Raw genomic sequence first — 13506 nt, forward strand, 5'->3', positions numbered from 1 at the left:
AGTGGCTGATCAATTCGGCGAACTCGGGCTTTCATGTGATAATCGTGCTCCGGCTACCTTCACGACGTCCGCTGAATGACCTGAAAAAGTGCCGAAAAGGAATGCCCCGGTCACCGGTCTTGCCACGGCCCTTTTCATAACTGATCGACTGATCGGCATTGTCGCCGTGAAGATTGAAATTGATACTGCCGCCCTGGGCAATCCATTCATTTTCAGTCACGTCGCCTTCATCCATGATCAGCTTCCACTCGATTCCTTCGCCGGGCGTCAGAGTGAACGAGAGCTCGTCCGCCCAGAGCTCGGCGCTTTCCTGCGCGTTGGTTGCGCCGACGAAGGCGCCCAGAATCTCCTGCAGCAGGCTGGATTGATCCTCGACCGCGGACTGCGCGTCGCGGGCGGCCTCTTTGGCCAGTTCCGACTTGATCTCTCCCATCTCGGTCAGACCCAGAAACCGGCTGATCCGGGTGGGGTCGATGCCGTATTCGGCGAGCAGGAAGACGGTGACCAGAATGATCACTGCGGCCACGGCGGCGATGATGGTCGAGCGGATCAGCTGCGCGGTGCTGGCAGCACTTCGGGGGCGGGTTTTTCAGAATTGTACATTGGTATCTCGGTGAATTCAAGTTGCGGTGAACAGGCCGGTCAGCTGATATCCGATCAGGATGAAACCGGCTGACATCATCACCATGTTGGCGGTGTAGGCCTGTTGCCAGAAGAGTTTGGATTTCCTCCAAAAGCCCAAGACGATCAGGATCATGGCGAGCGCCACCATCTGGCCGATCTCGACCCCGACATTGAAGGCCAGCAGATTGGGCAGCAGCCCGTCCTGCGGGATGTCATAGTCAGGGATTTTGGTCGCCAGGCCGAGGTCGTGGAAAAAGCCGTAGATAAGCGTCGCCAGTGAAAGATACTGGCGCATTGCCTCCCTGCCCCGACCCCTTTGGTGGGTTTGCATGAGAATATCTCCGCTATCAGTCTAAGCGATCATATGTTCCGGCAGCGCCGGGCAGGATCACGCGCGCGGAGGTCGATCGAGCCGGTAAAACAAACCGGGCGTAATTTGAAACGGCTCCAGCGCATGGGGCAAGCGGAACACGGTGATCGGGTGCGCCTCAGCGGTCCGGATCAGGATGGCCACGCTATGATCGTGATCGGCCACATCGTGACTGTGCCCATGCGGGTCCAGTATTCGTCCAGATCGTCGCCATGGGAATGCCCATGTTCTGCCCGTGCCTGAACGCGCTCGGAGGGGTCAAGCAGATAGCCGGAGGAATGGGTAAAGGCCGGGGCCAGCGCCCAGAACAGCACGCACCAGCACAGCGCGGCGACAAACGCGCGCCTGCCCCATCTGATCAGTCGTCTAGCTCGACGCAGCCTGCATCATCTGCCCTGCCAAAAACGGTTTTGTCCGTCTGTCCTGTTCTGCGCTGGTCCCACTGCCTAATTTTTTTGCATTTCCGCCCAACCCCCGACCTGAAACTCCGCCGGATCATGCCAATCGGCTACTACGACCGCACAGAGTGGCTTTTTTGGCTGATAACACTGTCCTGTTCCACGAGTTCCGATTAACTGTGACGTACAACTTTCATGCTCAACGGAAATATGAACACACAACGATCCAGCATTTGTGGCCTGGCTTGCGTTTTCACGGCTTTCTGGTGACCTGCTCCGGGTTGATTGCATGCGGATGCAGATCATCAATGATGATAGTGTGCTCGTGCGGTGAACCACCTTGCAGATGCGGATGATCCGGGGTCAGATCAGGGTGTTCATGGACAACAGGCAGGCCATCATTGACCGGCCACAAACGAATGGCAGTGACCAGGCCGAGAACGGCCAGAGCAGCCAGCCAGGCCATCGCGGCAACCGTTCCTGCTGCAGTGATCAGCCAGCCCGCAAGCGGGTAGAACACCAGCCAGCAGGCGTGAGACAACGTGAATTGGGCGGCGAAAATGGCAGGCCGGTCTTCGGGATGCGCCGAGCGGGTCAGCAACCGGCCCGATGGCGTCAGCAAGGCCGAATACCCCGCGCCGATAAAGAACCATCCGATCATCATGCCAACAAAGCTCAGCGATACGGCAAACGCGACCACGGCCAGCACTGCCAGCGCCGAGATGTTCAATACCGCCCCCGCCAGCATGACCCTGCGGTCCGCATATGTGGACAGCAGACGCGGCATCGCCATCGCCATCGCCATCGACCCTGCCCCGAAGGCAGCCAGCACCAGCGCGACCGCGCTTTCGGACAGCCCCATATCGCCGCGCACGATGACCACGGTATTGACGATGACCATCGCCCCGGTCGCCGAAATCACCCAGTTCAGCGCCAGCAAACCCCGCAGCCGCGGAGTTTTCAGATACAGCCGCATCCCCCGCGTGGTGCGATCGTAAATCCCGCGCGGTTTCGAAGGTTTCGGCGAGGGCAGCAACACCGACACCACCAGAACCGCCGAGGCCACAAAGCCTAGGCCGGTTCCCCAGAACAGGTTATCAAAGCTCATCACCGTCAGCAGCAGGGCCGCCAGCATCGGACTAAGCAGGCTTTCCATGTCGAAGGCAAGCCGCGACAGCGCGAGCGCTTTTGTGTAGTCTTCCTCGTCCGGCAGCACGTCAGGGATGGTGGCCTGAAAGGTCGGGGTGAACCCCGCCGAAGCTGATTGCAGCACGAAAATCAGCACATAGACCTGCCAGACCTCGGCCACGAAGGGCAAGGCCACCGCCACCGCCGCCCGGACAAGATCAAGCGCCACCAGCATCCGGCGCCGGTCGACCCGTTCCGTGAATGCCGCCGCAATCGGTGCCACGGTGACATAGGCGATCATCTTGATGGTCAGCGCGGTGCCCAGCACCAGCCCGGCTGAGTCTTCGGCCAGCTGGAAGGCCAGCAACCCAAGGGCAACGGTCGCCAGCCCGGTGCCCGACAGGGCGACGATCTGAGCGAAGAACAGATGCCGATAGGTGCGGTTTGCCAGAACGGAAAGCATCGGTTCACAGGTATTTGCTGATCGTTTTCAAATCTGCGGCAGCTTGTCCGGGGTTGCTGCCATCCGCGAGGCAATGATCGATATGATCATGAATGAGTACGCGTTTGGCGTTGCCTATCGCCTTTTCGACCGCATACAGTTGTTGTGCGATGTCGGCGCAGGGCTGCTGCTGTTCCAGCATCGAGATCACTTTTGCCAGATGCCCTTCGGCACGCCTGAGCCGCGCAATGATGGTCGGGTGGGTTGCATGAGTGCGTTTCATGCCATGCATCCCTATCCTCCCCTACAGGATTTTGTCAATCACCGTACTCCTGCTGGGAACGGGTTGACCCACGGCGAGCTGCCTCAAACATGCGCGTGGTCAGAGACGACAATCCGAGGGTCGCCGCATTGGCGGTGTTGCCGGATTGCGCCGGTACCAAACCCGACCGGCGCGTGGGAAGATCTAATCATCCGTGTCCTCGAGCGACGCAATCATGTGGTGAAACTGCTCGCCGCGCATCGTGACGTGAGCTCTCAATCCCTTTGCGGTCGCTTCAACATCACCGCCGTGTACGCAAAGCGCAAAATCACCGAGTTGCCGAAGAACTGATCGGCAGCCCTGTCGGTTACCTTGATCCACCGCCATTGAGTTCATAGCTCCAAAGCTGGTCCTGCTGAAGATTTTTGCCCTATCCCTGCGCACCCAACAGGACTTGAAAAATGTTAAGTTTTATTGACTTAGGCACGTCATCTGCCAATTACTAATTTTTTAGTTTGACAGGTGTGCAAAAAATCGCAGATGCTGATCGCCATCCGGTTAGCCCCGGGTAAGCACAAAATTTCTGGGAGGAGACAGATGCGGAGACATCTATTTTTCGCAGTGGCGGCGGCTGCCGTCATTGCGGGGCACGGTCCCGTTCGGGCCGACGAAGCTGCGGCGCAACGCTGGATTGACGACGAGTTCCAGCCATCGACCCTGTCGAAAGACGAACAGATGGCGGAAATGCAGTGGTTCATCGAAGCTGCACAGCCTTACGCCGGCATGGAAATCAACGTCTTGTCTGAAGGTATCCCGACACATTCCTACGAATCCGAGGTTCTGACCAAGGCGTTCGAGGAAATCACAGGCATCAAGGTCAACCACCAGATCCTCGGCGAAGGCGAAGTGGTTCAGGCGGTTCAGACCCAGTTGCAGACAGGTCGGAACCTGTACGATGGCTACGTCAACGACAGTGACCTGATCGGCACCCATTCGCGCCTGCAGCTGGCCTATCCGCTGACCGACATGATGGGCGGCGATTGGGCGGCGACCACGTCTCCGACGCTGGATCTGGATGACTTCATGGGTATCCAGTTCACCACCGGCCCGGACGGCAAGCTGTATCAGCTGCCCGATCAGCAATTCGCGAACCTCTACTGGTTCCGCAAGGACTGGTTCGATGACGAGGCGAACAAGGCCGCGTTCAAAGAGAAGTACGGCTATGATCTGGGCGTCCCAGTCAACTGGTCGGCGTATGAGGACATTGCCGAGTTCTTCACCAATGATGTGAAAGAAGTCGATGGCACCACGATCTATGGTCACATGGATTACGGCAAGCGCGCGCCTGATCTTGGCTGGCGTATGACTGACGCGTGGCTGTCGATGGCCGGTGCCGGTGACGTGGGCGAGCCGAACGGCGTTCCGGTCGACGAATGGGGCATCCGCATGGAAGCGGGCACCTGCAACCCGGTCGGCGCTTCGGTGTCGCGCGGTGGTGCTGCAAACGGTCCGGCTGCGGTCTATGCGATCCGCAAATGGGATGAATGGCTGCGAGCCTATGCCCCTCCGGGTGCGGCGTCTTATGACTTCTACCAATCGCTGCCCGCGCTCAGCCAAGGCAATGTGGCCCAGCAGATCTTCTGGTACACCGCCTTTACCGCCGACATGGTCAAGCCGAAGTCCGAAGGCAACAACACGGTGGATGACGAGGGCACGCCGCTGTGGCGGATGGCGCCCAGTCCGCACGGCCCCTACTGGGAAGAAGGCCAGAAAGTCGGGTATCAGGACGTGGGGTCCTGGACTTTCCTGAAATCGACCCCTGCGGATCGTGCTCAGGCGGCGTGGCTCTATGCTCAGTTCGTGACGTCCAAGACTGTTGACGTGAAGAAATCCCATGTGGGCCTGACCTTCATCCGCGACAGCTCGGTCAACCACGAGTCATTCACCGAACGCGCACCCAAGCTGGGTGGTTTGGTCGAGTTCTACCGCTCGCCTGACCGTGTGGCATGGTCACCGACCGGGATCAACGTGCCGGACTATCCGAAGCTGGCCCAGATCTGGTGGCAACAGATCGGTGACGTGAACTCGGGCGCCTTCACTCCGCAAGAGGCGATGGACCGTCTGGCCGAAGAGATGGACATCACCATGGCCCGCATGCAGGCCGCGGATGAAAGCGCCGGTGTCTACGGGGGCTGCGGCCCGCGCCTGAACGAGCCGCAGGATCCGTCCGTCTGGCTGGCAAAAGAGGGTTCGCCAAAGGCCAAGCTGGAGAACGAAAAGCCGCAGGGTCAGACCGTCAACTATGACGAACTGGTTCAGCGGTGGCAGTCCCAATAAGCTCCAGAGTACCGGGGATGCCGTTCAGGCATCCCCACTCGAAGACCGGTGCAGTGCACTGAAGAACCGGAACCCGCGGACATGATCGAACTACAAGACGCGACCAAACGGGTCGGCAACGTCATCCACATCAAGCCCACGAACCTGACGCTACAAACGGGCCATTTCAATGTATTGCTGGGCGCGACCGGTTCGGGCAAGACTTCCTTGATCAAGATGATGGCCGGGCTGGACCCGATCGCCTCGGGCAAAGTTCTGATGGACGGGCAGGACGTGACCCGGCTGAACACGCAAAAGCGTCAGATCAGCCTCGTGCACCAGTTCTTTGTTAACTATCCGCATATGACTGTTTTCGACAACATCGCCTCGCCGTTGCGCGTGGCAGGCATGACGAAATCCGAGATCGAAGGTCGCGTGGAAGATGCCGCCGACCTCTTGCAACTACGCCCGATGTTGAACCGCCGCCCGCATGAGCTGTCGGGCGGACAACAACAACGTACCGCGCTGGCTCGCGCCATCGCGAAAGAAAGCCGGGCCGTGTTCCTCGATGAACCGCTGGCCAACCTCGATTACAAGCTGCGCGAAGAATTGCGCGAGCAGTTGCCCGACCTTTTTGCGGGGCGTGGCGCTGTCGTGGTCTATGCCACGTCGGAACCAGAAGAGGCGCTGCTGTTGGGCGGTTACACCGCGCTTATGGAAGACGGCCGCGTCACGCAGTTCGGTCCGACCGCTGATATTTATCGCAACCCCGAAAACATCGCAGCAGCGCGAGTGTTTTCAGACCCGCCGATCAATGTTGCGCGGATCATCGTTTCTGGTGCTCAGGCGCAGCTGGCCGGCGGTGGTGGCTGGACCGTTCCGGGCATGGCCGATGGAAATTACATGGTCGCCGTCCGTCCGCACCGGGTGACTCCGTACCGTTCGTCAGACGCCGACGTGGAACTGACTGGACGTGTGATCGTCACCGAATTGTCCGGTTCGGATTCCAGCGCGCATTTCCAGCACGGGGAAGATGCCTGGGTGTCTCTGGCTGTGGGCGTGCACCCGTATCAGGTGGGTCAGGATCACAGTTTCTACATGAATCCGGCCCATTGCCGGTATTTCGGCCAAGACGGCAAAAGGGTGGCCTGACATGGCAAAGATCAAGCTTTCGAACCTCCGACACAGTTACATGGTGTCACCGAAAGGCCCTGAAGATTATGCGCTGAAGGAAATCGACGTAACCTGGCGCGATGGCGGGGCTTATGCGTTGCTCGGCCCGTCCGGTTGCGGCAAGTCCACGCTGCTCAATATCATCTCGGGGCTGTTGACCCCATCCGAGGGCCAGATCCTGTTTGATGATCGCGACGTGACTGCCCTGCCCCCCGATCAGCGCAACATTGCGCAGGTTTTTCAGTTCCCGGTGATCTACGACACGATGACCGTGGGCGAGAACCTGGCATTTCCCCTCAAAAATCGCGGTGTCGATGCGGCAACGATCAAACGTCGCGTAGATGAAATCGCCGAGATGCTGGACGTTACGGACATGCTGAGTACCCGCGCCTCGGGCCTCAGCCCGGACAACAAACAGAAAATCTCGATGGGTCGCGGCCTTGTGCGGGACGACGTGAACGCGGTGATGTTCGATGAACCGTTGACGGTGATCGACCCGCATCTGAAATGGAAGCTGCGCTCGAAGCTGAAAGAACTGCATCAGCGTGTCAAAGCCACGATGATCTACGTGACCCACGACCAGACCGAAGCACTGACTTTCGCTGACGAGGTCGTGGTGATGCAAGAAGGCGAAGTGGTCCAGATCGGCACACCGGTAGATCTGTTCGAACGTCCTCAGCACACGTTCGTGGGACATTTCATCGGCTCGCCCGGAATGAATGTCCTCCCCTGCGAAGCCCAGGGGGACTTCGCAACCTTCGAGGGGCACCAAGTGGCGCTTGAAGGTCCGGTTAGCGGCAGCGGTGGACGCACTGATTTGGGTATTCGTCCCGAATATGTGGCGTTTGGCGATACCGGAATCCCTGCACATGTGACCAAAGTGGCGGATATTGGCCGTCACTACGTGGTCAGCGCGATGGTCGGCAACACCGCCCTCAAGGCCGTAACCGGACACAGCGTGCCCGAGCCCGGCTCGCAGGTTTTCCTGCAATTCAAACCAGAACAATCGCGCGTCTATCGCGACGGATGGATCGCAACCGAGGAACGGGGCAGATGAGAACGGAAAACCAGAAAGCTTGGTTCTTTGTCCTGCCGGTTCTGGCTCTGGTCGCCTTCAACGCGCTGATACCGATGATGACGGTCGTCAACTACTCGGTGCAGGAAACGTTCGGCAACAACCAGTTCTTCTGGGAGGGACTGGGCTGGTTCGAACAGATCCTGCGCTCTGACCGGTTTCAGGCCGCGCTGGGGAGGCAATTCCTGTTCACGGCAATGATACTGATCATCGAGGTGCCGCTTGGCATCATCGTGGCCCTGTCAATGCCGCGCAAAGGATTCTGGGTGCCAGTCTGTCTGGTGCTGATGGCCTTGCCGATGCTGATCCCGTGGAACGTGGTTGGGTCGATGTGGAACATCTTTACCCTGCCCAGGATCGGGCTGCTGGGGTATTTCCTGAATGACGTTCTGGGCATCAACTATGACATGACGCAACAGCCGTTGTCGGCCTGGATCACCGTGATCATCATGGATGTCTGGCACTGGACCTCTCTGGTCGTTCTGCTGTGCTATGCCGGTCTGGTATCGATCCCCGACGCCTATTATCAGGCGGCCAAGATCGATGGCGCCAGTCCGTGGTCGGTGTTCCGCTATATCCAGCTGCCCAAGATGAAAACCGTTCTGACCATCGCAGTTCTGCTGCGCTTCATGGACAGTTTTAACATCTATACCGAGCCCTTCGTTCTGACCGGCGGCGGACCCGGCAACTCGACCACCCTGCTGTCGATCGATCTGGTGAAGATCGCACTGGGGCAGTTTGATCTTGGCCCCGCAGCGGCGATGAGCCTGATCTATTTCGCCATCACACTGTTGGTCAGCTGGGTCTTCTATACTCTGATGACAAAGGATGACGCGCAATGAAGAAGCGGTCCCTCATCCCGATCCTATATATCGCGTTCCTGATGCTGCCGATCTATTGGCTGGTGGCGATGTCCTTCAAGACCACGAACGAGATCCTTTCAGGGTTTTCCCTGTTTCCCCAGACATTTACGCTGGAGAATTACATCACCATCTTCACCGACCCGACATGGTATTGGGGGTACATCAACTCGATCACCTATGTGACACTGAACACGGTGCTTTCAGTCTGTGTCGCCCTGCCTGCTGCCTATGCGTTTTCGCGCTATCGGTTCCTGGGCGACAAACAACTGTTCTTCTGGCTGCTGACCAACCGGATGGCTCCCGCTGCGGTTTTCGCACTGCCGTTCTTCCAGCTCTATTCGTCCATTGGCCTGTTCGATACGCATCTGGCAGTGGCGCTGGCACACACACTGTTCAACGTTCCTCTGGCGGTGTGGATTCTTGAAGGCTTCATGCGCGGTATTCCGAAGGAGCTGGACGAAACGGCCTATGTCGACGGCTATTCCTTCCCTCGGTTCTTCGTGACGATCTTCCTACCCAACATCAAGGCAGGCGTTGGCGTCGCGGCCTTCTTCTGTTTCATGTTTTCGTGGGTGGAGATGCTGTTGGCAAAGACCCTGACAGCAGTCGAGGCCAAACCCATCGCCGCCGTAATGACCCGAACTGCGTCCAGCGCCGGATACGAACTGGGCCTGCTGGCCGCGGCGGGGACACTGACCATCATCCCCGGCGCCATCGTCATCTGGTTTGTCCGCAACTACATTGCACGTGGTTTCGCGATGGGGCGTGTGTGAGGTTCGAAATGCGCAAATTCCTTCTCACCCTTCCCTTCCTGCCGACAACGGCCTTTGCTCAGGCGCAGGCGGGATGGGGCAATGTCGGCCAGCAAGAGGAGAAAGGGTTCTCGTGGACCGATCCCCTGTGGCCGGAATTCTGGATGGCGTGGACACCGGCAACGCTGGCCGTGTTCATCGGCATCTTCTCGGCCATCGCCCTGATCGGCCTATTGGAAGTCGCTAGGTTTCGCGATGGAATCGAACGGCGTGGCGTGCTGGGCCTGACCACCACCCTGGGCGACCGGCTTTTCATTACGTTGTTGGGATCCGTCTACATCTTTCTGGCCTGGCTCGGCTTGGTTGGACAACCGGTCTGGACACCGCTTTTTCTGTCTATTGGCTGGGGCGTTTTTGTGTTCTGGAAAGTTTAAGCTTTGCGAGGCGAAGAAAGGATGTTTGTCTAGAGGGCACACTAGGAACGCGATACTAAAACCAATGCGTAAGAAAAAGACAGCAAATCTGATGACCGAAGTGGAGCTGGAGTTCATGAACGAGCTTTGGGCCCTTGGACAGGGTTCGGTGCGTGATGTACTTGATCGCCTGCCATCAGAACGCAATCTGGCCTATACATCCGGCGCAACCATTCTGCGTATTCTCGATGAAAAAGGCTTTGTCGAAAGCCGTAAGAACGGCAAGACGCTGATCTACAGGCCGCTTCTGGAAAAAGACAGGTATCAGGCACGATCGCTTCAGAATCTGTCCCGCACATTGTTTGACGACACTCCCGCCACATTGGTGGCGCGCCTTGTAGACGATGCAGGGCTGAGTGAGGCCGATCTTGAGGAAATTCGGGCGCTGGTAGAGAAGAGGTTGCAAAATGACAGCGGTTAAACCGGTTCTCGATGCGTATCTCGAGCTAAATATCGTGCTTTGTCTGTCGGCCCTTATCTGGCTGGCTGCCCGTGCTGCACTGGCCCGCACGTCGATGCGATACGGATTTGTCGCGCAACTGCGCACGCTTAAAATGCTTTGTATCTGCATAGTGCTGAACCCATTGCTGGCACTGGGCGTGTCAGCGTTGACCAGTCTGGCTTGGCCGGGGCGCGCGGTGGCACTGGGTGACATTGCGGTTGCAGCTTACCTGCGCGGTGATATCGCCATGCCTGCCACACAATTCGAATACATTCTGAACACGCGAGAGCGTTGGCTCGATCACCTTCTGTCCGGCGACCATGCCGGGCTGACTGTCGCGCTGATTGTTCTGGCGATGATCTCTGCTTTGTTCACACTCCGAACGATACGCGATGCCTGGGCTATTCGGCGGACAGTAAAAGCCAGCTTCCTTTGGCGACGCTCACCCAAAGTGGACATTCGTCTGTCGGACCAAATAACCATACCCTTTGCTGTGCGTGGCCTGCGCCGCCGCCACGTTGTATTGCCAAGTCATCTGTTGAGCACTCCGCGCGAGTTTCGGTTCGCGCTGGTGCATGAATTCCAACATATTCGCGCCCGGGATGTGGAATGGGAACTGGGATTTGAGCTTGCACGTCCACTGTTGTTCTGGAACCCCGCATATCTGATGTTCAGGTATCAGTTTGACCGGTTGCGCGAACTGGCCTGCGATCAGTCGGTTGTTGCCCGCAAGGGGATTGATGCGAAAGACTATACAACCTGCCTGCTGGATTATTGTACCCGCACCGTCGCAACGGGCCGGCCACGTGTTCTAAACGTGGCATTGGTCAATGGCGGCAAGGCGAAACATGTGCTGCGCCAACGTGTGATAGCACTGATCGAGACCCCTGCCGCAACAACACCGTTGCCGATTGCGTATCTGGGACTGACGCTGATTTTTGCCACAATTCTTGGCATCGGATCGGCATCGGTCCGGCAGACTCAGGATTGGAGCCATGATCGCCTGATGTTGTCCACGGTCGTAAATCTTGAACGATTGGAAGCCCGCAATCAGGGAAACTAACATCCGGTGACGATTTTCAGCCGCCGCGTGTGAATAGCGAATGAACTCGATTTTGCTCGGCGTTGTCAGATAACTAAAAGCCAATCCGACCAAAGGCTGGATCGTCGTCCTGTGGTCCGCAGGATGGCCAGTTTAGAGGCGCGGCCTATCGTTGTGACAGTTGGCCCGGCCAGCTTTCTGAATTCAGTAAGTCGAGCCGCACCCATTTTTTTTATTGCTTGCAACATGTGTTCAGCCCGTTGTGCGCTTTCGGGAAAATTTTGCTACAAAGATGACTCCGATGCCCAAGCCGGAAATGGGAGCGTTTTCGACACTGGCCCGACCACATCGAGTGCTTGGCAGCAAAATGCCCCACGACGCTCTCAGGGCAAAGCTATCAAAGAAACACCGGGTGCCTCGCTGAAATGCCCCGCTTACATCCGAAGACATCCGTCACTCCGAACACTCGCGTATCACAAAGTGCTTCGTCGTTGTCTCCAAAACTTCCCAGAAACCTCGAAACCCGTTCGGTATGAAGAAGCTGTCACCAGATCGAAATTCCAACCTTGTTCCGTCTTCATGGATCAACGCGCAATGCCCGCTGATGATATAGCAATACTCGTCTTTATCCGCGAACGCATGCCATTTTCCCGGAGTTGAAGTCCATGTTCCAACTGAAAGTTCACCATCAGGACTGGTGAATTGCATTCCAATCTTGTGATGCGGATCACCCTCAACCACTCGGTCAGGCAAATCCGCAAGACGCCTCTCGCGACGAACCGGCGGCTCGTCGAACAAGTTGATTACCTGCGTGCTCACGATTGATCTCCTTGATTTCCTGGATTGCAATGGGTTCGCCTACGTCCTGCGGTCAGGCGGACAAGAACTGAACAGAAAGCGAGTGTTCGTGTCACATATGCAGAAAGTACACCCCACCGATCACAAACAATGCGATAAAAACGGTTTCCGCGACGATCAGGGCAATGGCTTGCCCGCCCACGTCCAGAATTCGTTTCAGTGACGTTTTCATACCGACCGCAGCGATGGAGATTAGAAGAGCCCACCTAGACAGACTCGACAAAACATCAACAACGAACTGTGGGATCAAACCGATTGAATTGATCGCGGCCAGAACAAGAAAACCAATCACAAAGGCCGGCAGAATTGGGGGGCGTTTTCCGCCTAATTCGCCTTCTGCTACGTGGCGGCGCGCAAGCATGGATATCACCAGTACAACCGGCGCCAGCATTGCCACACGAATGAGCTTGACCAGAGTGGCGACTTCGCCGGTTTCGTCAGACACCGAAAAGCCTGCCCCGACAACCTGCGCCACATCGTGAATTGTTCCACCCAGGAAGACACCCGATACCTCGTAGTCGAAACCAAAGAATTCAACCAGTATCGGATAGATGATCATCGCGATCGTGGACAGCACCGTGACGGACAGAACGGTGAAAATCAGGTTGCTTTCAGAGTGTTCATTTTTGGGAAGAACCGCGGAAATCGCCATTGCCGCCGAGGCGCCACAGATGGCCACCGACCCGCCCGTCAGCAGCCCGAAACGCCAACCCCGACCTAGCAGCCACGCTCCGGCAAGTCCAAAGAAAATGGTCATCACGACACCGGCAATTACGATGCCAATCAGCTGCGGCCCCAACCCAAGCATCAGCTCAACGCTGATACGAGCGCCCAACAACGCAACCCCCAGCCGAAGGACCGAGCGAGCCGTCAGTTCAATTCCAGGCTTGCAGGGACCCTCTTCGGCGAGAAAATGGAAAGCGATGCCAAGCAACAAAGCCATCAACATCGCAGGGGCACCGTAGTGCTCGGACAGAAACTGGGCCGCCGCCGCAACAACGGCGGAGACCAGAAAACCTTGCCCGTTCGTACGGGCAAACAGACCAAGCCTTGCGAAGGTGTTGGCAGGAGAGACTGTAGCTTGCATTGCTCTTGACCTTTGGAAACGGCGACTGCCGCCGACCAATACTAAGTTTTTGAAGGCGCAGGCCCGCACCTAACCGCGGTCGGGCCTGCATTTTTGTTTCAACTGGGTTATTGCGGCTTCATGTCTGCCTTGTCGATTCCGGCCACTCGGACCGGGTTTTTCATCGCGTCGCGGCGGAAGGGTTCGCCCAGTTCCTGGTTG

The 13506-nt window shown here is 57.5% G+C and carries 15 protein-coding genes; 8 read left to right on the plus strand and 7 right to left on the minus strand.

The features are described 5' to 3' along the window. Positions 1-31 precede the first annotated feature (31 nt). The 5 genes from ACR0AO_RS20755 to ACR0AO_RS20775 form a co-directional block, all read right to left on the minus strand. Positions 32-526: a hypothetical protein gene (locus ACR0AO_RS20755; protein WP_480607965.1), complete on the minus strand. Its 495-nt coding sequence runs from the start codon at positions 524-526 to the stop codon at positions 32-34. 93 nt (positions 527-619) lie between these two features. Next, positions 620-919: a HupE/UreJ family protein gene (locus tag ACR0AO_RS20760; protein ID WP_480607968.1), complete on the minus strand. Its 300-nt coding sequence runs from the start codon at positions 917-919 to the stop codon at positions 620-622. 206 nt (positions 920-1125) lie between these two features. After that, complete coding sequence (locus ACR0AO_RS20765) at positions 1126-1308, minus strand: hypothetical protein (RefSeq protein ID WP_480607971.1); 183 nt, start codon at positions 1306-1308, stop codon at positions 1126-1128. Between the two features lie 337 nt (positions 1309-1645). After that, the gene (locus ACR0AO_RS20770) at positions 1646-2983 is read right to left on the minus strand and encodes an MFS transporter (protein ID WP_480607973.1); all 1338 of its coding nucleotides are present in this window, start codon (positions 2981-2983) and stop codon (positions 1646-1648) included. 4 nt (positions 2984-2987) lie between these two features. Next, on the minus strand, positions 2988-3245 hold the full coding sequence (locus tag ACR0AO_RS20775) for a metal-sensing transcriptional repressor (RefSeq protein WP_480607976.1): 258 nt from the start codon (positions 3243-3245) through the stop codon (positions 2988-2990). A 576-nt stretch (positions 3246-3821) separates the two neighbouring features. Between ACR0AO_RS20775 and ACR0AO_RS20780 the strand changes: the two genes are divergently transcribed. The 8 genes from ACR0AO_RS20780 (at position 3822) to ACR0AO_RS20815 (ending at position 11381) form a co-directional block, all read left to right on the plus strand. Continuing rightward, positions 3822-5561: an ABC transporter substrate-binding protein gene (locus ACR0AO_RS20780; protein WP_480607979.1), complete on the plus strand. Its 1740-nt coding sequence runs from the start codon at positions 3822-3824 to the stop codon at positions 5559-5561. An 81-nt stretch (positions 5562-5642) separates the two neighbouring features. Next, entirely contained in the window at positions 5643-6692 is a 1050-nt protein-coding gene (locus ACR0AO_RS20785; protein ID WP_480607982.1) for an ABC transporter ATP-binding protein, read from the plus strand. 1 nt (position 6693) lies between these two features. Then, positions 6694-7770 (plus strand): ABC transporter ATP-binding protein, encoded by a 1077-nt coding sequence (locus ACR0AO_RS20790; protein WP_480607985.1) that lies wholly within the window; start codon positions 6694-6696, stop codon positions 7768-7770. Then, positions 7767-8630 (plus strand): carbohydrate ABC transporter permease, encoded by an 864-nt coding sequence (locus ACR0AO_RS20795; protein ID WP_480607988.1) that lies wholly within the window; start codon positions 7767-7769, stop codon positions 8628-8630. The genes ACR0AO_RS20790 and ACR0AO_RS20795 overlap by 4 nt, the downstream gene beginning before the upstream one ends. Beyond that, positions 8627-9424 carry a carbohydrate ABC transporter permease gene (locus ACR0AO_RS20800; RefSeq protein ID WP_480607990.1) on the plus strand — a complete coding sequence of 266 codons (798 nt, stop codon included), beginning with the start codon at positions 8627-8629 and terminating at the stop codon, positions 9422-9424. The genes ACR0AO_RS20795 and ACR0AO_RS20800 overlap by 4 nt, the downstream gene beginning before the upstream one ends. A 143-nt stretch (positions 9425-9567) precedes the next feature. Then, entirely contained in the window at positions 9568-9837 is a 270-nt protein-coding gene (locus ACR0AO_RS20805; protein ID WP_480608007.1) for a DUF2160 domain-containing protein, read from the plus strand. A 64-nt stretch (positions 9838-9901) separates the two neighbouring features. After that, the gene (locus ACR0AO_RS20810) at positions 9902-10297 is read left to right on the plus strand and encodes a BlaI/MecI/CopY family transcriptional regulator (RefSeq protein ID WP_480607993.1); all 396 of its coding nucleotides are present in this window, start codon (positions 9902-9904) and stop codon (positions 10295-10297) included. Next, positions 10284-11381, plus strand: coding sequence for a M56 family metallopeptidase (locus ACR0AO_RS20815; protein ID WP_480607995.1), 1098 nt, complete (start codon positions 10284-10286; stop codon positions 11379-11381). Before ACR0AO_RS20810 ends, ACR0AO_RS20815 begins: the two co-directional genes overlap by 14 nt. A gap of 432 nt (positions 11382-11813) precedes the next feature. On the opposite strand, the gene ACR0AO_RS20820 is transcribed toward ACR0AO_RS20815, so the two are convergent. Together ACR0AO_RS20820 and ACR0AO_RS20825 are read right to left on the minus strand one after the other, a co-directional pair. After that, entirely contained in the window at positions 11814-12179 is a 366-nt protein-coding gene (locus ACR0AO_RS20820; RefSeq protein WP_480607998.1) for a cupin domain-containing protein, read from the minus strand. Between the two features lie 91 nt (positions 12180-12270). Continuing rightward, a complete protein-coding gene (locus ACR0AO_RS20825; RefSeq protein WP_480608010.1) occupies positions 12271-13305 on the minus strand; it encodes a YeiH family protein in 1035 nt (344 codons plus the stop codon). Positions 13306-13506: the final 201 nt, after the last annotated feature.

It is taken from the genome of Ruegeria sp. AF8 (assembly GCF_056541825.1).